At 64.7% G+C, this 19,672-nt stretch carries 16 protein-coding genes, 2 tRNA genes and 1 other RNA gene; 12 read left to right on the forward strand and 7 right to left on the reverse strand.

The features are described from left to right. Positions 1-38: 38 nt before the first annotated feature. Positions 39-1,055, reverse strand: coding sequence for a LacI family DNA-binding transcriptional regulator (locus AC4D2W_RS05510; RefSeq protein WP_490925874.1), 1,017 nt, complete (start codon positions 1,053-1,055; stop codon positions 39-41). A 159-nt stretch (positions 1,056-1,214) separates the two neighbouring features. Here AC4D2W_RS05510 and AC4D2W_RS05515 point away from each other — a divergent pair, with 159 nt between their 5' ends. Together AC4D2W_RS05515 and yicI are read left to right on the forward strand one after the other, a co-directional pair. After that, positions 1,215-3,257, forward strand: a complete 2,043-nt coding sequence (locus AC4D2W_RS05515; RefSeq protein ID WP_490925875.1) for a beta-galactosidase — start codon at positions 1,215-1,217, stop codon at positions 3,255-3,257. After that, positions 3,254-5,431: an alpha-xylosidase gene (gene yicI, locus AC4D2W_RS05520; protein ID WP_490925877.1), complete on the forward strand. Its 2,178-nt coding sequence runs from the start codon at positions 3,254-3,256 to the stop codon at positions 5,429-5,431. Before AC4D2W_RS05515 ends, yicI begins: the two co-directional genes overlap by 4 nt. A gap of 109 nt (positions 5,432-5,540) precedes the next feature. On the opposite strand, the gene AC4D2W_RS05525 is transcribed toward yicI, so the two are convergent. After that, positions 5,541-5,613 (reverse strand) — tRNA-Arg (locus tag AC4D2W_RS05525). A 245-nt stretch (positions 5,614-5,858) separates the two neighbouring features. Here AC4D2W_RS05525 and AC4D2W_RS05530 point away from each other — a divergent pair. The 5 genes from AC4D2W_RS05530 (at position 5,859) to AC4D2W_RS05550 (ending at position 9,708) form a co-directional block, all read left to right on the forward strand. Beyond that, positions 5,859-6,680 carry a DUF4397 domain-containing protein gene (locus AC4D2W_RS05530; protein WP_490925878.1) on the forward strand — a complete coding sequence of 274 codons (822 nt, stop codon included), beginning with the start codon at positions 5,859-5,861 and terminating at the stop codon, positions 6,678-6,680. Positions 6,681-6,800: 120 nt separating this feature from the next. Next, on the forward strand, positions 6,801-7,517 hold the full coding sequence (locus AC4D2W_RS05535) for a class F sortase (protein WP_490925879.1): 717 nt from the start codon (positions 6,801-6,803) through the stop codon (positions 7,515-7,517). 80 nt (positions 7,518-7,597) lie between these two features. After that, positions 7,598-8,170, forward strand: coding sequence for an RNA polymerase sigma factor (locus AC4D2W_RS05540; protein ID WP_490925880.1), 573 nt, complete (start codon positions 7,598-7,600; stop codon positions 8,168-8,170). Then, the gene (locus tag AC4D2W_RS05545; RefSeq protein ID WP_490925881.1) at positions 8,151-8,912 is read left to right on the forward strand and encodes an anti-sigma factor; all 762 of its coding nucleotides are present in this window, start codon (positions 8,151-8,153) and stop codon (positions 8,910-8,912) included. Before AC4D2W_RS05540 ends, AC4D2W_RS05545 begins: the two co-directional genes overlap by 20 nt. A 61-nt stretch (positions 8,913-8,973) precedes the next feature. Then, positions 8,974-9,708 (forward strand): M50 family metallopeptidase, encoded by a 735-nt coding sequence (locus AC4D2W_RS05550; protein WP_490925882.1) that lies wholly within the window; start codon positions 8,974-8,976, stop codon positions 9,706-9,708. Between the two features lie 14 nt (positions 9,709-9,722). Here the strand turns inward: AC4D2W_RS05550 and AC4D2W_RS05555 are convergent, their stop codons facing one another. Next, positions 9,723-10,139 (reverse strand): DUF3224 domain-containing protein, encoded by a 417-nt coding sequence (locus AC4D2W_RS05555; protein WP_490925883.1) that lies wholly within the window; start codon positions 10,137-10,139, stop codon positions 9,723-9,725. 117 nt (positions 10,140-10,256) lie between these two features. Here AC4D2W_RS05555 and AC4D2W_RS05560 point away from each other — a divergent pair, with 117 nt between their 5' ends. Then, entirely contained in the window at positions 10,257-11,528 is a 1,272-nt protein-coding gene (locus AC4D2W_RS05560) for a glycosyltransferase 87 family protein (RefSeq protein WP_490925884.1), read from the forward strand. On the opposite strand, the gene mptB is transcribed toward AC4D2W_RS05560, so the two are convergent. After that, complete coding sequence (mptB, locus tag AC4D2W_RS05565; RefSeq protein WP_490925885.1) at positions 11,491-13,029, reverse strand: polyprenol phosphomannose-dependent alpha 1,6 mannosyltransferase MptB; 1,539 nt, start codon at positions 13,027-13,029, stop codon at positions 11,491-11,493. The genes AC4D2W_RS05560 and mptB overlap by 38 nt on opposite strands. A gap of 329 nt (positions 13,030-13,358) precedes the next feature. Here mptB and orn point away from each other — a divergent pair, with 329 nt between their 5' ends. From orn to AC4D2W_RS05585, 4 genes are all read left to right on the forward strand, one after another. After that, positions 13,359-13,961, forward strand: a complete 603-nt coding sequence (gene orn / locus AC4D2W_RS05570; protein ID WP_490925886.1) for an oligoribonuclease — start codon at positions 13,359-13,361, stop codon at positions 13,959-13,961. A gap of 142 nt (positions 13,962-14,103) precedes the next feature. Further along, positions 14,104-14,179 (forward strand) — tRNA-His (locus AC4D2W_RS05575). Positions 14,180-14,342: 163 nt separating this feature from the next. Further along, positions 14,343-15,497 (forward strand): acyl-CoA dehydrogenase family protein, encoded by a 1,155-nt coding sequence (locus tag AC4D2W_RS05580; protein WP_490925887.1) that lies wholly within the window; start codon positions 14,343-14,345, stop codon positions 15,495-15,497. A gap of 58 nt (positions 15,498-15,555) precedes the next feature. Then, on the forward strand, positions 15,556-16,128 hold the full coding sequence (locus tag AC4D2W_RS05585) for a peptide deformylase (RefSeq protein WP_490925888.1): 573 nt from the start codon (positions 15,556-15,558) through the stop codon (positions 16,126-16,128). A gap of 81 nt (positions 16,129-16,209) precedes the next feature. Here AC4D2W_RS05585 and AC4D2W_RS05590 read toward each other — a convergent pair whose 3' ends face one another. The 3 genes from AC4D2W_RS05590 to rnpB all read right to left on the reverse strand — a co-directional run bounded on the left by AC4D2W_RS05590 (position 16,210) and on the right by rnpB (position 19,642). Next, on the reverse strand, positions 16,210-17,676 hold the full coding sequence (locus tag AC4D2W_RS05590; protein ID WP_490925889.1) for a glyceraldehyde-3-phosphate dehydrogenase: 1,467 nt from the start codon (positions 17,674-17,676) through the stop codon (positions 16,210-16,212). A gap of 134 nt (positions 17,677-17,810) precedes the next feature. Beyond that, positions 17,811-19,094: an MFS transporter gene (locus tag AC4D2W_RS05595; protein WP_490925890.1), complete on the reverse strand. Its 1,284-nt coding sequence runs from the start codon at positions 19,092-19,094 to the stop codon at positions 17,811-17,813. 146 nt (positions 19,095-19,240) lie between these two features. Beyond that, positions 19,241-19,642: RNase P RNA component class A (rnpB, locus tag AC4D2W_RS05600), an RNA gene on the reverse strand. Positions 19,643-19,672: the final 30 nt, after the last annotated feature.

Here is a 19,672-nt window from a genome sequence, read left to right on the forward strand (position 1 = left end):
GCGAAGCCGCGGCGGTCCCCCATGCGGAAGCTGCGCGATCAGCGCACAGGCGGGGCCGCCGTCGTTCCCCGGATATCGAGGGCCGGAACGATCAGCCGCATTTCCACGGGTTTGTCCGCATTCAGCCGGTGCATCACCATTTCCACCGCGGCACGTCCGATGTCCGTGGCCGGGATACTGACAGCCGTCCAGGGGTGCAGGGATGCCGTGGCCACATCCGAGGGAGCTACGGCCACCACCGAAACGTCCTTCGGAATACTCAGGCCCAAACCGCCGAGGGCTTCACGCAGCATCGGAACCAGCCATTCGTTGTGCACCACGAGTCCCGTGACCGCCGGGCCCGCCGCTCCGGCTCCAAAGAGCTCGTCCAGAACGCCGGACAGGTCTGCGGAGGTGGCGCCGCAGGCATGGAGGCTGAAGCTGATGTCCGAACTGCGGCAGGCCTGCTCGAACCCGGCAGCGGCGCGGTCGGCATAGGTGGCGTGGCGGGCGAGGGACGCCGGCGGGGATCCGATGAAAGCGATGTGCCGGTGACCCAGGCCGGCCAGATGCTGCACGGCAATCCGGGACGCAGCGGCAAAATCGAAATCCACGCAGCTCAGGCCCTGTGCGTTGTCGGGAACACCAATCAGCACGGCGGGTTTGCGCAGCTTGGCCAGCCGCGGGATCCGCGGGTCGGCGGCCTCGATGTCCATCATGATCAATCCGTCCACCATCGACTGGGAGGTCACACGCTCAATACCGCCGGCGTCTTCCTGGGTCAGCAGCAGCACATCCTGGTTGAACTCCCGGGCGGCAGAGACGACGGCGGCAACAAACTGCATCACAACGCTCACATTGACGTCCGCGCGCAGCGGCGCCATCAGACCCAGCACATTGGACCTGTTGGAGGCCAGGGAACGGGCGCCGGCATGCGGGCTGTAGCCGAGCCTGTCGATTGCCTCCTGCACCTGGCGGCGGGTCTGCTCGGAGATGCTGCGTTTGCCGCTGAGCACGTAGGAGACGGTGCTCGCGGAGACGCCCGCAGCGCGGGCCACATCACTCATGGTGGGCATCGGCGCAGTTCCTCCTTCACCGCCCGACGCCGTCAGGCGGGGCAGATGTGCTGTCAGTCGTCGAAAGTTTCGACAACTTCTTCTCCAAAATCCTAGCCGCACAAGGGCACTTGCCGGTCTTTTTCCCGTAATTGCAACACAGAAAGTCGAAATGATTCGATGAACTCTCTTCCCGGTATCAACGGCCCCTCCGACGGCCTGCGCTACGGCGCCGACTACAACCCGGAGCAGTGGCCCGAAGAAACGTGGCCCGAAGACATCGCCCTCATGCAGGATGCCGGCATCAATTTTGTGACCGTGGGCGTCTTCAGCTGGGCACAGCTGGAACCCGTGGAGGGACAGTGGAACTTCGGCTGGCTTGACCGCGTACTGGATCTGCTGCATGCGGGCGGTATACAGGTGGATCTGGCGACCCCCACCGCGTCCCCGCCGCCCTGGCTGGGCCACCGGTACCCCGAAACACTCCCCCAGGACGCGGACGGCCACACCCTCTGGTACGGCTCCCGCAACCAGTTCAACCCCTCCTCGGACAAATACCGGAAGGCGGCCGCTGCCGTTACGGAAGCCCTGGCCGCGAGGTACTCCTCCCATCCCGCCGTCGTCATGTGGCACGTCGGAAACGAATTGGGGCAGGTCAGCTTCGACGATGAAAGCGCAGGCGCTTTCCGGCGCTGGCTGCAGGAACGCTACGGCACCCTCGGGGAGCTCAACCGGGCCTGGGGCACCGCCTTCTGGAGTCAGCGCTATTCAGCCTGGGAGGAAATCCTTCCACCGCGCCGGGCACCCTACATCGGCAATCCCGCGCAGAGCCTGGATTTCAAGCGCTTCACCTCCAACGAGCTGCTCTCCCTCTACCGCCTGCAGCGGGACATTATCCGCAGGCACGACCCGCACCATCCGGTGACCACCAACTTCATGGGTTTCTTCCGCGGTGCGGACTATTTTTCCTTCGCACCAGACATCGATGTGGTGGCCAATGACTGGTACACGGATCCCGCCGACGCGGGCTCCCGGGATCTTGGTTCGCTCACCCACGATCTCTGCCGCGGGCTCGGCGACGGCCGTCCCTGGCTTCTGATGGAATCCGCAACGTCGGCCGTGAACTGGCGCGGCCACAACGTCCCCAAGGCACCGGGGACGCTTCGCCTGGATGCGCTGTCGGCGGTCGCGAGGGGCGCTGATGCCGTGTGCTTCTTCCAGTTCCGGCAATCGGCTGCAGGAGCGGAAAGGTTCCATTCGGCAGTGGTGCCGCTGGCCGGCGCGGACACCCGGGTTTACCGCGAAGCCGCAGCCCTGGGGGCAGAACTGCGGCGGCTGGCGCCGGTCGCGGGAACGTCCGTTCCGGCGCGCATCGCCGTCCTCTTCGACTGGGAGAGCTGGTGGGCCGCCGAGGAGAGCGCCCGTCCCTCCGAGCGGCTGCGCGTCATGGACCAGATGCTCTCCTTCTACCGGCCCCTGCGCAGGCACGGCATCACCGTGGAGGTAGTGCATCCCGGCGCGGACCTGGACGGGTTTGCCCTGGTGCTGGTGCCGAACCTGTTCCTCCTGCGGGACGACCATGCGCAGGCGCTGGATCAGTATGTCCAGGGCGGGGGTGCCCTGTTCGTCGGGCCGTTCAGCGCGGTGGCGGACGAAAACGCACGCCTGGCCACCGGCCGCTTTCCGGCGGTGCTGCACAAGTGCCTGGGTGCCAGCGGCGAGGAGTGGGTTCCGCTTCCCGAGCCGTGCCCCGTCACCTTTTCCGGGGGCGCCCACGCTCCCGCTGAGGCGCAGTTTTGGGGTGAGGACCTGCGTCTGGACGGTGCCGACGCTGTGGCATCTTTTGCCGGCGGACCGCTCAAGGGCAAGCCCGTGCTGACACACCACCGCTGGGGTGCGGGCCAGAGCTGGTATCTGGGAGCGGACCTGGACGACGCCGCCATGACGGCGGTGCTGCTGGCTGCGCTCCGCGCTGCCGGCATCCGGCCTGCATTTCCGGAGGGACTGCCCGGGGACGTCGAGGCAGTGGTCCGCGGACAGTGGCTGTTCCTGCTCAACCACGGTCCGCTGGGGCACACCCTCCGCCTCCCGGGACCGGCTGTTGACCTGCTCACGGGCCGGGAGGCCGGCCCGCTCCTGGACCTGCAGCCCTACGGCGCCTGCGTACTTGACGCAGCGGATTACTTCTTGAACGACGACGACGGAGATGAAGGAACGCAATGAAATTCACTGATGGATACTGGCTGCCCAAGCAGGGCATGAGCGTTCTGCGCCCGCGGGACATCTCCGCAGTGGAGGTCGACGGCGACCGGCTGGCGATCTATGCGCCCACGCAGAAGATCAACGGACGCGGCGATGCACTGAATTGTCCGCAGATCACCGTCACCTTCGAGTCTCCCCTGGACAACGTTATCGGCGTGACCATTGAGCATTTCCAGGGCGGAGTGCACCGGGGACCGGACTTTGAGCTTTACCCGTCGCCGGGGCCGGTGAAGATCGTGGAGGACGAATCCCATGTCACCTTCACTTCCGGCGATGTCAGCGCGCGGATCAGCACGGCCGGAGACTGGCAGGTGGACTTCACCGCAGACGGCCGGACGCTCACTTCCTCGGTGCCCCGCAGCATTGGAGTCATCACCGACCGGGAGGGGAAGACCTTTGTCCACGAACAGCTGAGCCTGGGCGTGGGAACGAATGTCTACGGGCTGGGCGAGCGTTTCGGCGCCTTCACCAAAAACGGGCAGTCCATCGATATCTGGAACGAGGACGGCGGCACCTCAAGCGAGCTGGCCTACAAGAATGTCCCCTTCTACCTCACCAATGACGGTTACGGCGTCTTCGTGAACCAGCCGGAGCGGGTGTCCTTCGAGATTGGTTCCGAGGTGGTGTCCCGGACCCAGTTCAGCGTCGAGGGGCAGCGCCTGCAGTACTTCCTGATCTACGGTCCCACGCCAAAGGACATCCTGCGCCGGTACACCGAGCTCACCGGCCGTCCCTCCCGGCTGCCGGCCTGGTCCTACGGACTATGGCTGTCCACCTCCTTCACCACGGACTACGACGAGGACACCGTCATGTCCTTCATCGACGGCATGGAAGAGCGCAGCCTCCCCCTGTCCGTGTTCCATTTCGACTGCCACTGGATGCGGGCCTTCCACTGGAGCGATTTCGTGTGGGACCCGCAGACCTTCCCGGATCCCGAAGGCATGATCCGGCGCCTCCATGCCCGGGGGCTCAAGGTGTGCGTCTGGATCAACCCCTACATTGCGCAGCGGTCGCATCTGTTCGCCGAAGGCCGGGACAAGGGGTATCTGGTCAAACAGGCCGACGGATCCCTCTGGCAGTGGGATATGTGGCAGGCCGGCATGGCACTGGTGGACTTCACCAATCCGGAGGCGGTCCAGTGGTACCAGGACCAGCTGCAGGTGCTGCTGGGGCAGGGAGTGGACTCCTTCAAGACAGACTTCGGCGAGCGCATCCCCACGGACGTGGTGTGGCATGACGGTTCGGATCCGCAGCGGATGCACAACTACTACGCGCAGCTGTACAACCAGAGCGTCTTTGACCTGCTCACCGCCGAGCGGGGGGAAGGCGAAGCCGTACTCTTCGCCCGCTCAGCCACCGCGGGCGGACAGAAGATGCCGGTGCACTGGGGCGGCGACTGCGAGTCCACCTTCACCGCCATGTCCGAATCGCTGCGCGGCGGACTGTCGCTGTCGTCGTCGGGCTTTGGCTTTTGGAGCCACGATATTGGCGGGTTCGAGGGAACGCCGGAACCGGAGCTGTTCAAGAGGTGGATCGCCTTTGGACTGCTGTCCTCACACTCGCGGCTGCACGGATCGAATTCCTACCGGGTCCCCTGGCTGGTCGACGACGAGTCCAGCGACGTCCTGCGCCACTTCACCCGGCTGAAGATGCGGCTTATGCCGTATTTGCTGAAGACGGCGGAGCAGGCGCATTCCGAGGGAACTCCTCTGATGCGCCCCATGTTCCTTGAATTTCCGGAGGACCCCGGCTGTGCGCAGCTGGACCGCCAGTACATGCTCGGGCCTGACCTTCTGGTGGCCCCGGTCTTCACCCCCGGGGGTTCGGTGTCCTTCTACCTTCCCGAAGGCACCTGGACCCATCTGGAATCCGGTGAGCAGCTCCAGGGCGGGCGGTGGCACACCCGGACCTACTCCGTGCTGGAAGCCGCATTGTTTGTGCGCCCGGGAACCGTGCTTCCGATGGGAACCGTGGAAGACCGGCCGGAGTATGACTGGGCCCGAGAGGTGGAATTCCGGGCTTTCCAGGTTCCGGACGGAAAACACCCTGACGTGGTGCTGCCCGGTTCCAGCGGCAACAGTGTCCGCTTCGCCGTGACGGTCAGCGGGGGTGCGGTGTCCGCGGAAGCGGTCTGACCCGGCGGTCTGAACTGGCGGGGGGGGACGACGGCGGGCGGGCGGCCGACGGCGGGCGGCGAAGCCCGGTTCGTTTGAGTCCGGTTCGTTTGAGTCCGGTTCGTTTGAGTCCCCCCGGCGCGACTCGAACGCGCAACCTACGGATTAGAAGGCCGTTGCTCTATCCATTGAGCTACGGGGGGCAACCAAACGATGATACTACGGCTGGAGGAGGAGCCCTTGGACCGCCGCGCCCTGACGCCGCGCCTGTCTCTGCGCGGCATGTCTCCTTCACGCCCCTTGTCCTTCTCCCCCTTTCCGCCTCGTTCCCCGCCTCAAAAAGATTTCTCCTGAAGTTGAATCCAAACCCGGCCCCCCGCAGGTAAAGGAGGTGTAAGCATCACCACACCTTCGCTGCCGGCGAAGAAGCCAACATCAAGGAGACACCATGCGTAAGACCGCCACCGCCCTCGCAGCAGCAGCAGGTTTGACTGCTGCAGTGGGCTTTATGACCCCTGCCGCAGCTGCGGACACCGCCGAGCTCTCTGTGCTGCATGCGATCCCCGACACCACCGTGGACGTGTACGTCAACGGTGCACTCACCCTGGACGATTTCACTCCGGGGACACTTGCCGGACCGCTTGACCTGCCCGCCGGCAGCTACGCGCTGGCCATCACTGCGCCGGACGCCGCAGATGCTTCGGCTCCGATCATTGGACCGGTAAACGTCAACCTGGCTGCCGGCGGGAACTACACGGCCGTGGCCAACCTCGACGCCTCCGGTGCACCGACGGCAAACTTCTACACCAACGACCTTTCCACGGTGGCTCCGGGCAAGGCACACCTGACGGTGCGCCACGACGCCGCAGCACCTGCCGTGGACGTCCTGGCCAACGGAGCCCCGGTCATCACCAACCTGGAAAACCCGGGCGAGAAGACGCTGGCCGTGGACGCCGGAACAATCTCCGCGTCGGTAGCCGCAGCAGGAACCACTGCTCCGGTGATCGGCCCGGCCGATCTGACGCTGCCCGAAGGAACCCACACCTTCGTCTACGCGTGGGGATCACTGGCCGACGGGAACCTCGCCCTTGCCACCCAGACAATCGGCGGCATGGAATCGGCTCCGAACGCCGTTCCGAGTGCGCTGGAAGCCTCTGAAGACGGCAACGGCGCAGCCCTTGCGGCAGGCGCTTCCGTGGCAGTGATGCTCCTCGTCGGCGCAGCCGCAGTGGCACGCCGCAACAACAAGGCAGCAGGGGCCCGGAACTAAGCACCCGGGATTTCCGTGGAACGGCGGCCGGAGCAAACTTCCGGCCGCCGTTTCGGCCACACTCTCCCCTCCCCGGAGCTGGAATTAACAGATCCCACCCTGGAAAGGACGTTTCACCCCATGCCGCATTCCGCCTCCGGGCGCAGATTTTGGGCCGGCGCAGCCCTAGTGGTTGCGTTGTCAGGCGGCTCTGCGGCCTGCTCCGGAGATACCAGCGGGCAGACTGAGCGGCTCCCCGCCGCCGAAACCTCTTCCCCCGCAACCTCGTCCCCCGCCCCTTCAGCTCCGGCCTCTTCCGCCCCGGCACCGGGAGCTTCCGCCCCGCAGACTGTCGCCGTCGATCCTTCCACCATCCCTATCCGCCCCGCGGTGCCGGAGGCCGAGGTCAGCGTGCCGCAGCCGGTACGCGTCACGGTGGACGGGACGGGGATTGATTTGGAGGTGGTTCCGGTGGGAGTCGAGGACAACGGAGCGATGACACTGCCCGACAACCACTATCAGGCGGGCTGGTACAAGTACGGACCGGCTCCCGGGGCTGCATCCGGTTCCGCGGTTCTCGCAGCCCACGTTGATTCACGCACTGAGCAGCTGCCGATTGCCGGACTCAAGGACATTGCGCCCGGCACCATCATCAATGTCACGAGGGAGGACGGCTCCATCCAGCGGTACGCTACCGAAGGTGTGGAGAACATCGCCAAGAAAACTTTGGACGGCCACCGCCTCTTCGAGCGCACCGGCGAGCCCCGGCTTAAACTGGTGACGTGCGGCGGTAAATGGCTCGAAGCGCAGGACGACTACGAAGATAACGTGGTCCTGACAGCGGCACCGGTATCATAGGGAAAACTGCCGACCCCCCTGGCGGGCCAACAGGCCCCGCTGCACGGGAGCGGCTTCCCGAGATCAGGAGTCCGCACCCGATGCCAGCCGGTTCCCCGGAGCAGGATGCCGCACTGGACCGTGCCTTCGCTTCCGGCAGCGAGGCTGCCCTCGCCGAGGCGTACCGGCGGTTTGCTCCCCTGGTCCGGTCCCTGGCCCTGCGGCGCCTCGCCGACGCCGCGGCTGCCGATGACGTGGTCCAGGAAGTCTTCATCCGGGCTTGGAAATACCGGGCCAGCTACTCGCCCGAGCGGTCCACCCTCCTGGCCTGGCTGGTGGGAATCACCCGAAACTTTGCGGTGGGCGTGGGAACCTCACGGACCCGCGAAGAGAGCATGTGGGAGGTGGCGGCATCGCAAAGGCGGGAAGAGGCCGACGACGGAGTCGGCAACCCGGACCGCGTCGCGGACAAGGTGGTGATCGAAGCGGAGCTGGACCGGCTCGGTGAACCGCAGGGATCCATCCTCCGGCTGGCCTTCCACGAAGACCTGACCCACCAGCAAATTGCGGACCGGCTAAAAATGCCGCTTGGAACCGTTAAAACCCATATACGCCGAAGCCTCGTCCATCTGAGGCAACGATTGGAGGTCAGTGATGCAGCACCTGCACGATGACGCGCTCACCCTCCTGGCGTTGGGTGAACCGGCCACCGACGAAGAACGTGCCCATCTGGACGCCTGCCCGCGCTGCCGGGCTGATCTGGGTTCCTTTGAGCGCGTGGTCACCGCCGCCCGGCTGGCGGGAACCGCGCAGGATGACGGCGAAACGGCACCCGATTCCTCTGTCTGGGAGAACATTCACCGTGAACTGAACCTCGATGAAAGTCTTCGCGAAGATCCGCTGGCACCGGCGCACCAGCAGACCCCGCCGGCAGCGCGGCCGGCCGGTTCCACCGCCCCCGTGACGTCGCTTGCCGGGGCGCGGCGGCGCCGCACGGGTACCTGGCTGGCAGCAGCTGCAGCCGCCGTCGTCGTTGCCGCCGCGGGCACCTGGGGTGCGGTCCGCCAGGTCAACCAGCCGGGCCCGGAAGTGGTTGCCTCTGTGGATCTGACACCCCTCGCCGCATACTCCGACACCGGCAGCGCCGTCGTGGACCAGCTTCCGGACGGCAGGCGGGAACTCGTGGTGACCTCCAGCAGCAGTGAGGCACGGGGCTACCGCGAGGTGTGGCTGCTGGCCCCGGACGCGTCGTCGATGGTCAGCGTGGGAATCATGGACGGCACCGAAGGCACCTTTGAGCTGCCTGCCGATCTGGACCTGAAGCAGTATCCCGTGGTGGACATCTCCGATGAACCCGATGACGGCAATCCCGCCCACTCCGGCGATTCGATTCTGCGCGGACAGCTGGACCTGTAGCGCAGCTCATCCGCAGCGGAAGAATCTGCAGCAACCGTTTCTTAGTGGAAAGAATGTATTAGTGGATGCCGGAACTGCCGGGGCCGTCATCGGTGCGTGGTTTTCAAAGGTCGCGGAAGGCTTTACCCGCGGCGATCCGCTGGAAGTGTCCTGGCCGGTTCTGCTGCTGATCGCCGCGGGCGCAGGCCTGCTGACTCTCCCCCGGGGTGTTTGGCGCTGGTTCGGGCTCTTCGTCACGTTTGTCCACGAACTCGGCCATGCCTTTGCCGCGCTGATGACCGGCCAGGTGGTCAAGGGAATCCAGCTGCACTTCGACCATTCCGGCCAGATGCGCAGCATGGGGCGCAGCCGGACCGGGTTCTGGGGTTATCCCGTCCCGGCCGTAGTGGGTGCGCTCCTGATCCGGGCGGCGTTCACCGGCTGGGCGGGCTTTGCGCTCTCCGCCGGGGCACTGATCCTGCTGGCCGCACTGGTGTTCATCCGCAATGCCCAGGGGCTGCTCATCGCGTTCGGCTGCGCCGGCGTTTCCGTCCTGCTGGTGTGGTTTTCTTCGCCGTTTGCGGTCTCGTGCATCACGCTGGGGATCGGCATGGCGCTGCTCGCGGGAGCGGTGCGGGACTGGCTGAACCTGCTCAGCGTCCACACCCGGCGCCGGAGGTCCCTGCAAAGCTCTGACGCCTTCATCCTGTACCAGCGAACCGGGTTGCCGTCGGGGCTGTGGCTGGCGGCCTTTGCCGCAGTCATTGCGGCGTCAGCAGCCGCCGTCTTCTGGTGGGCCTGGCCGGCGTCCGTGTAGCGGAAGGGTTCGGCTTAGGCCTGCTCGGGCAGCGTGATCCGCAGCTCCAGCCGGTGCTGGCCGTCTGGTTCCTGGGTGAAGACAGCCTTGCCGGCAATTCCTGCCAGCCCGTGGGTGCCTGAGCCCGGAATGATGTGGCCGGAGCTGGCCGTCGCCGTTCCCTCCGCCACGCCCCAGTGCTGGATCACCATGGTCCCTTCCCTGCCCGCGATCGATCCGGCAAAGACCTCGGAACACACATAACCGGCGCCGACGGCGTTGCCTGCCATGATGAGGTCCGCAACGCTGGTGCCGACAATGTCCCCTTCAAAAATCTTCACCGCGCGAACGGTGGAAAGTTCACTGTTGGTGCCCTCCACCTGATAAGGCGTGGGCTCCCACTGCGAGACATCAAAATCGGCCGTAATTACCTGTTCAATTCCGTCGGTCATCTTTCCAGTATCCCGTGTCCGGGCACGGATTGCATGCCGCGGCACGGCCGCCGGTACCCTTATCGCTGTGCCTGGACAGTGCACAGCACCTGCATCACCTAAGGAGAACCACCCGGAATGTCGCTGAATAAGTCCTCTGTTCAGGAGCGCTTCATGCGCCGCAAATCGTTATGGATTTGCTTCACGCTGGTCCATTTGGTGTTCTTCGCGGCATTGTCGTCGCTGATCTTCTCCGGCGGAGTCCTCAGTGACATCAACCTGTACCGGCAGTGGGCTTTTGAGGGAATTAACGACGGCGTCTGGCAGGGCATCAGCGCGGATTGGGTCTATCCGATCGGGGCGCTGCTGCCGATGCTCCTTGCCGCGGTTTTCGGCTGGGGAGGTTACCAGCTGGCGTGGTTTGCGATTTTCACGGCGCTGAACGCTGCAGCCGTGGCCGTCATCAGCAAACCGGCAACCCCCGCCCGGTACGCAGCCTCCTACTGGTGGCTGGCAGTCACCGGACTGCTGGGCCCGGTGGCCGTGGGCCGGGTGGACGGGCTCACGGCCCCGCTGGTGATCATCGGTTTGCTGCTGCTCGCCAGCCGCCCGGTGGTTGCCTCCGCCCTGCTGTCCGTGGCCACCTGGATGAAGGTGTGGCCCGCAGCTGTCATTCTGGCCGTTTTGGTGGCCTCCCGCCGCCGCCTGACCCTGGTGCTGACCGGAGCGGCAGTCTCAGTGGTGATGGCCGGAATTGTCATCGCAGGCGGAGGTGTCCGCCACCTGCTCTCCTTCGTCGGCGCCCAGGGCGCCCGCGGCATGCAGATGGAAGCCCCGTTCACCACGCCGGGCCTGTGGCAGGCCATCCTGGGGAACGGTTCCGGGGCGTACATTTTCGAGGACAAAATCATCAATACGCGCGAGGTGCGCGGCGCGCTGGGTGAACCGGTGGCAGCACTGATGACGCCGCTCCTGGCGGTGGCCGCCCTCGCCGTCGTCGTCCTGCTGATCTGGGCGCTGCGCCGCGGGGCAGACGCCGGACAGCTGCTCATCGCCGGGTCGCTGGCTCTTGTGGCGGCGTTCATCGTGTTCAACAAGGTGGGCTCGCCCCAGTTCATGCTGTGGCTGGGCGCGGTTATTGCCGTTGGCGTGGCCTGGGAAGGCCGGAGCTGGCGGGTGCCCGCGATCCTGATGCCGGCAATCGCGGCGCTGACCACGCTCGTGTATCCGATGTTCTATGCCGCCCTGTACAACGACCTCAACGTGGTGGTCGCTGCGCTGCTGACGCTGCGAAACGTCCTGCTGCTGGTGCTGTTCGGCTGGTCAGTGGTGCGCATTGTCCGGCTGACGAAGGCCGGCGGCAGCAGCCGGGTCAGTGCACCCGAAGTTCGCCCGGAGACGGCTCCGTAAGCTTCTTCCGGAACAGGGACTTTGTCTTGGGATCCAGGAAGATCAGGTAGAGCGCGAAGCCCAGCGCCGTCACGGCAGCAATCTGCCGGGCGGCGGTGAGGCTGAAGTCAAAGTAGGGCCAGATGTCCAGCTGATCGCTGATCGCGTAGACCATGAAGAAGGACACCACCAGGTACAGCGTCTTGACCTGCCAGTCGTTGCGGATGCCGGTGACGGCAAACAACGGGATCAGCCACACCACGTACCAGGACTGGATCATGGGCGCGAGCATAACGATGGCGGCAAATGCCAGGGTGAGGCGGCGCACCAGACGGCTGTACTCGCCTACGAACATCTGCCAGAACACGATCAGCAGTGAAGCCACCCGGCCAACGGTGTGCACGATATCCGCGAAGGTCCAGCCCGGAAGCCCGAGCGCGTTGCCCAGGGTGGCAACCAGCATGCCGAGGAAACCCACCGGTGCGTACCAGATCCATACGCTGCCCGGGGTGCTCAGGGCGCCCACCCAGCCGAACCCCAGGCCGTTGACGATGCCGAGGATCCAGAGCAGTCCCAGCGACATTCCTGCCGTCATGAACCAGTAGAGGAACTTGCGCGGCCAGGACGCCCCCTTGCCTGCCCACATCAGACCCACGAAGGGCAGCAGGATCAGCGTGATCGGCTTGATGCCCACGGACAGGGTGATCAGCAGAATGCCGGGAATGGCCCGCTTGGTGGCAGCCAGGTACAGTCCGGCCAGGGCCAGCCCGATCATCAAGGCGTCATTGTGCACGCTGGCAATGAAGGTGGTCAGGAACAGCGGATTGGCCGCGGTCAGCCACAATGCCCGGTTCGGGTTGATGTTGTGCAGTTCGGCGAGCTTGGGCACGTAGTACACGCACAGGGCCACGCCGATCAGCGAGATGAGCCGGAAAAGGAGAACGGAGTATTCCGGCTGGCCGCCGGTCACGCGCACCACGATTTCCTCCAGCCACAGGAAGACCGGGCCGTAAGGGGTGGGGCTCTGCGCCCACAGGTCGTCGGCGCCGATCTGGACGTAGTTGGAAATCTGCGAATAGCCGTCCTTGTACGGATTCAGCCCGCTGACCATCACCAGTCCCTGGGTGATGTAGGCAAAGACATCGCGGCTGAAGAGAGGCAGCGCCACGCACATGGGCGCCGCCCAAGCGACTATGGCCTTGAGAACCACGGGCCGGCTTTCCGGCCCCCAGGACGTAATGCGCTGGCCCAGCCGCAACCATGAACGGACCAGGAGCATCCCGCCCACGGCCAGCATGAACACCGCGAGCACTGCCCCCTCGGGCTCAAAGCGGAGCCACATGATGACCGGGTTCCGGCGCAGGTCATACGAGGCCAGGGAGAGCCATCCGACGCCGAGTGACCCCGCGAGCATCAGCAGGGAACCGATGAGGCCCTGGATAATCGCGACGTTGGGGTTGAGAGCTTTCGCTATCTCCGGGCCCGGAGACGAAGGCTCGGTCGCGGGGACCTGGGCGGTCATCTACGTGGTTCCAATCTTTGGGGTTTGTACAGTTACCCAACGGCCCGCCGGCACAAAGCCCGGGACTGCGGCAAAACCTGTTTTCGCGGGAAGAACTCAGCAGCGTAAATGGTTTTATCGGAAGCTGAAGGACAGGCACCGATCACACCGCGGCGAGGACCGTCAGTAGCCAAGATATTAGCACCGCAGAGTGTGCAAAGCCCGGATGCACGGACGCGGCGGACCGGTTCGGCCGGAGTGAGGGATGCGTCACATACGCCGGAAGCCAGCACATTGCTGACCGCTTTCCGTCCGGCGCATCCCCGGCGGCTGCGCGGTACATTGGTCCTGTGCCAATTACTAATGAACGCATTGTCTGGATCGACTGTGAAATGACCGGCCTGGACATCAAGAATGACGCCCTCATTGAAGTGGCGGTCTTGGTGACCGATTCCGAGTTGAACATTCTGGGAGACGGGGTGGATGTGGTCATCCGGCCCGATGACGCCGCGCTGGCCCAGATGGGTGATTTTGTCCGGAACATGCACACCGCGTCCAAGCTCCTGGATGAGCTGCCCGGCGGAATGACCATGGCCGAGGCCGAAGCCCAGGTCATCGAATACATCACCAAGTGGGTTCCGGAACCGAAGAAGGCCCAGCTTGCCGGAAACTCGGTGGGCACGGACAGGAACTTCCTCGCCCGGGACATGCCCGCGGTCATCGATTACCTGCACTACCGCATCATCGATGTCTCCACGATCAAGGAACTGGCCCGCCGCTGGTACCCGCGTGCCTACTTCCAGGCTCCGGCCAAGACCGGCAACCACCGCGCACTGGGGGACATCGTGGATTCGATCAACGAGCTGCGCTATTACCGGCAGGCCGTTTTTGTGCCCGCTCCGGGCCCGGATTCGGCAACAGCCAAGAAAATTGCGGAGAGCTTCAAAAGTTAGCTCGGTCACATTTGGGCCTCCCGGCGGCAACTTGGTCAGGAGTACTCCAAAAACCGTGTAAGCTTGATTCCGCTGCCTCAGATAAATGAGTTCGCACAGACCACTCGCCTGGACTTTGCGAATATGTTATCCGAGGCACATGGTGGGTATAGCTCAGTTGGCAGAGCGCCTGGTTGTGGTCCAGGAGGTCGCGGGTTCAACCCCCGTTACTCACCCCAAGGAAGCTGGCAGGTCCAGTTTCGCAAAGGCCGTCCCGGTTCATCGGGGCGGCCTTTGTTGTGTTTGCACTTGTGTTTGACTTGATTGGAAAGACTGCCCGGACCGCGCCGCGGCAGCACCGCCGCTGGACCGTACTGCGGCCAAACGTTGAGGAGGCGCCGCTTGGAGCGCAGATTGTTCGAAGAAGACCATGAGCTTTTCCGCGACCTCGCCCGGGAGTTCAACTCCCGTGAAGTCGCTCCCGGGTACGCCCAGTGGGATGCCGAGCACATCATGCCGCGGAAGCTGTGGACGGCCGCCGGAGAGCAGGGGCTCCTGGGACTTGCCGTGCCGGAGGAATTCGGCGGCGCCGGCATGCCGGATTACCGCTACCGCGCCGTGCTGGACGAGGAGTTCGCCAGGGCCAATCATCTCGCCGTCGGCCTGGCCTTCCACCTGCACGATGACATGGTCCTCCCCCATCTGCTGGCCTACGGCTCCGATGATCTCAAGGAACGCTGGCTGCCGGGCATGGTCAGCGGCGAAACCGTCACCTCCGTCGCCTGGACTGAGCCCGGTGCCGGCAGTGACCTGCGCGGCATCCGCACCAAGGCAGTGCGCGACGACGGCGGCTGGCGCCTGAGCGGACAGAAGACGTTCATCGGAAACGGCATCAGCGGTGACGCCTCCCTGGTCCTGGCCCGCACCGACGGCGGAACCGGCCGCGGCGCCCGGGATTCCTTCAGCATGTTCATGGTCGAAAAGACCGAGGGCTACAAGACCGGCGGCCAGCTGGACAAGATGGGCCTGAAGGCCTCGGACACCGCCGAACTGTTCTTCGACGACGTCCGCGTCCCCGAAGGCAACCTGGTGGGCGAGGTGGGCCGCGGCTTGGAATATGCCGCCGGCCAGCTCCCCCAGGGCCGGCTCGCCATCGCCGTCGCATCCTCCGCCGTGGCCCGGCAGATCTTCGAAGCCACTGTGCAGTACACCAAGGAGCGCAGCGCCTTCGGCGAGCGTATTGCCGACTTCCAGAACACCCGGTTTACCCTGGCCGACATCGAGACCGAGGTGGAGGTCACCGAGGCGTACGTGGATGCGGCCATTGTCGCCTTCAACGAAGGAAAGCTGGACGCCGTCTCCGCGGCCAAGGCCAAGCTCTGGGCCAGTGAGCGCGTCAAGTCCATCACCGACCGCTGCCTGCAGCTGCACGGCGGCTACGGCTACATCCTGGAATACCCCGTTGCCCAGGCCTTCCTCGCCGCCCGGCTGCTGACGATTTTCGGCGGCACCTCCGAGATCATGCGCGAAGTCATCGGCCGGAAGATCACCGCCTAACCTGCCTGACCCCCTCCGAAGGCCTTCCACAACCATCCGTCCAACAGAAAGACCAGCAATGACCGTCCGTCCCATCGTCATCCACGGCGAACCCGTCCTGCACCGCCGAGCCGCTCCGGTGGAAAAGTTCGATGATGAACTGCGCTCCCTGGTGGCGGACATGTACGAAACCATGGATGTTGCCAACGGTGTTGGGCTGGCAGCGACCCAGGTGGGCGTGGGCCTGCGCCTGTTCACCTTTGACTTCGCGAACGATGACGACGCCCCGGACCGCGGTGTCGTCATCAATCCCGTGCTGATCACGTCCAAGGTCCCCGGCTCGGCACCGGATCCGGAAGAGGACGCCGAAGGCTGCCTGTCCGTGCCGGGAGAGAACTTCCCGGTCAACCGCGCCGAGTGGGCCAAGGTTTCCGGCTTCGATGAAAACGGAGCGGCCGTGGAGTTTGAAGCCACGGGCTGGTTTGCCCGCGTCCTGCAGCACGAGTACGACCACTTGGACGGCAAGCTGTACGTGGACAAGCTCAACGACCGGTGGAGCCGCAAGGCCCGCAAGACCATCAAGGCCCACGGGTGGAACGTTCCTGGCCTGACCTGGATGCCCGGCGTCGATCCGGATCCGTTCGGCCACTAAAAACTGACCGCCGAAATAGCAGAAGGTGCGCTTCCCAGCCCAGGGAAGCGCACCTTCTGCTATTTCGCGGGTGGAAACCGCTTAGATCGACGCCGCGAGCTCCGCGACGCGCGGATAAGCCGGCGGATTCACATGCGCCATTTCCTCCAGTACGCGGATCACCTGGCAGCTGTATCCGAACTCGTTGTCGTACCAGACGTAGAGGACAGCGTTCTTACCGTTGGAGATGGTGGCCAGCCCGTCCACAATGCCGGCCCGCTTGGAACCCACGAAGTCGGTGGAGACCACTTCCGGTGAATCGATGTAGTCGATCTGCTTGTGCAGGTCCGAATTCAGCGAGGTCTCCCGCAGGAAGGTGTTGATCTCTTCCTTGGTGGTGGAGGTCTCGAAGTTCAGGTTCAGGATCGCCATCGACACATCGGGGGTGGGAACCCGGATAGCGTTGCCGCTGAGCTTCCCGGCCAGCTCCGGCAGCGCCTTCGCCACGGCCTTGGCCGCACCGGTTTCGGTGATCACCATGTTCAGGGCAGCGGAGCGCCCGCGGCGGTCGCCCTTATGGAAGTTGTCGATCAGGTTCTGGTCATTGGTGAACGAGTGCACCGTCTCCACATGCCCGTGGATAATGCCGAACTTGTCGTTGAGCACCTTCAGGACCGGAGTAATGGCGTTGGTGGTGCAGGAAGCCGCAGTGACGATGCGGTCCTCATCGGTGATGGAATCGTGGTTGATCCCGTGCACGATGTTTTTGAGGCTGCCCTTGCCCGGGGCGGTCAGCAGGACGCGGGACACGCCCTTGGCGGCCAGGTGCTGGGACAGGCCTTCTTTATCGCGCCAGCGGCCCGTGTTGTCCACCACCACTGCGTTGGAGATGCCGTAGGCCGTGTAGTCCACGGTGGCCGGATCGTTCGAGTAGATGACCTGGATCAGGGTTCCGTTGGCCAGGATGGTGTTGTTCTGCTCGTCTACGGTGATGGTTCCGTCGAAGGCACCGTGCACTGAGTCGCGGCGCAGCAGTGACGCCCGCTTCACGAGGTCATTCTCGGCTCCCTTCCGGACAACGATTGCCCGGAGCCGCAGTCCCTGGCCGCCGCCGGCGTGGTCGATGAGGATGCGCGCCAGCAGCCGGCCAATGCGGCCAAAGCCGTAGAGCACGACGTCGGTGCTGGTGCGGTTATCGGCGCCGTGCCGGCCCGCTACGTCTGCCAGCTCTTCGCGCAGGAAGTCTTCCAGGTCCCGGTCAGCGCCCTCGGCCTTGTACTTCAGGCTCAGGCGGGCAAGGTCGATGGACGCGGCGCCGAGCTCAAGCTCGGAAAGTGCCTGCAACAGCGGGAACGTGTCGGAAACAGGCAGTTCCACTTCATCGATCTGCCGGGCGAAGCGGTGGGCCTTGAGTATGTCGATAACGGAGCGGTTGACCAGTGGACGGCCGTATACCGAGGTCACCACGCTGTTTTCGCGGTACAGCCGCCCGATCAGCGGAATCATTGCCTCGGCGAGGGCCTCGCGGTCCATCCAGGTATCAAGGCAGGCGTCGGAGATCTGGCTCAAGAGTTCACATCCTTTTTTCAGCCGGCACCGCTTTGTGCCGGTTGGTCGTCCTCCCCAGTGTATTAGGACACATTGGTCCCCTCCGCCGGATTGACGAGATGTCCGTCACATCTGCTGCAGCGCGTGCAGGACGTTTAGGGGGTTTCCGCAGGGCTCAAGTCCCGTTCGGGTTCCAGGTCTTCCAGGTGCCGGATACCCCTCAGCGGACCGAACGCTGCCACGGCCGGCGCGAGGACGGCGACGGCCAAACCGGTGAGAATGGCGCCGCGGATGCCGAGGGCGTCCACCAGAAGACCGCCGATGACACCGGCAATGGCCAGCATGCCCCAGGTCACCATCCGGGAGGCGGATCCCAGCCGGCCCAGCATCTGCGGAGGACACACCCGCTGGCGGAAACTGGTGGAGACCACAACGTTCATGGAGATGGCGTAGCCGGCGAGGAACAAACCGGCGAAACCGGGCGCCATTCCCCAGCCCGGGCTCATCAGGAGCAGGCTGCCGTACCCGGCCGCTGCCGGCACCATGGAAAAACGCCACACGGTTCCTGAACCCAGACGCTGGGTCACCCGTTTCACCGTCAGGCCGCCCAAGGTTCCGCCCAGTGCCGTAGCTGCGGTGAGGAATCCGAGCATTGCGCCGGACTCCCCCAGCGTGCGCACCACAAGGATGACCATCAGCGAGACAACGATGGCGCCGCCCAGGTTCCACAGGGCTCCCACCAGCAGGATGGCCCGCAGGGGCGCGGTGCTGAAGCTGTACCGGAGCCCCTCGCCCATCTCCCGGAAGATCCGAACCGATCCCGGATTGTCGCTGACGGATTCCTGCACTTTGAGGGTTGCCACGGACGCCAGGGATACGGCGGAGGCCGCCACCTGCAGCAGGAGCGAGTTCGATGCGCCCCAGACACCGGTGAGCCAGCCGCCCAGGCCCCTGCCCACTGCATCCGCAGAGGCTGCCGACCCGGTCATCAGCCCGTTGCCTTCAATCAGTTCTTCCCGTTTCACGGCGCGGGGCACCAGCGCGGATTCCGCGAGCATGGAGAAGACCGCAGCCAGCCCGGAGAGGAAGGAGACCACGAAAAGCTGCGCCACGGTGAGGCGGTCCAGCCAGAAGGCCACGGGCAGGGACATCAGTACCGCAATGCGCATCACCAGTGCCGTCAGAACCACGGGCTTGCGGCGGTAGCGGTCCACCAGGACTCCGATCGGAAGCCCGAACAGGAGCCACGGCAGGAATCCCACCCCGGAAAGCGCCGCCACAGCGAAGTCTGTTGCATCCAGTTCCACGGCCGCAATCAGGGGAAGCGCCACTGCCGCCACGGAAGTTCCGAAGATGCCTGCGGTGGAGGAAATCCACAGTGCGCGGAAGTTGGCATTGCGGAGCACCAGCGGCCGCGGTTTGGTAGTAGTCCTGGACATTTCCACACAATAGCCCCGCGGCACCCGGCGAACGCGCTAAGACAACACGCTTGGGCAAATCCTTCGAAAAAACAGTGCCAAAAAACAGGAACACTATTGCCGAAGCGTTCCGGAGAAGAGTCCGGTGTGCGATGGAATGCTGTGAAGGGACGGGTTGGCCGATAAGCCGGGTTTTGTATCCCCGGACCGTTACCGGACCGGAGGCGGCAATCATCCATCTAGGAACGCCGTTGCCGGCGCCCTCAAGCGGCCTACCCGGACGCATCGGGCGAGCAGCCCTCAAACGCGTCCTGTATGGCCTTGCTCCGGGTGGGGTTTACCTAGCCGAACCGGTCACCCGGAACGCTGGTGGTCTCTTACACCACCTTTTCACCCTTACCGAGAAACGCTGATCCAAACGGACCACCGTCCGCGGCGGTTTCTTTTCTGTGGCACTGGCCTGCGGGTTTCCCCGAGTGGGCGTTACCCACCACCCTGCTCTGCGGAGCCCGGACTTTCCTCGGCGGTCCTTCGCAAAAAGGAACCAACGCGATCGCCTGGCCAACCCGTCCAGCCTCTAATGCTACCGTCTCCGCCCT

Source organism: Arthrobacter sp. TJ-58 (genome assembly GCF_058269295.1).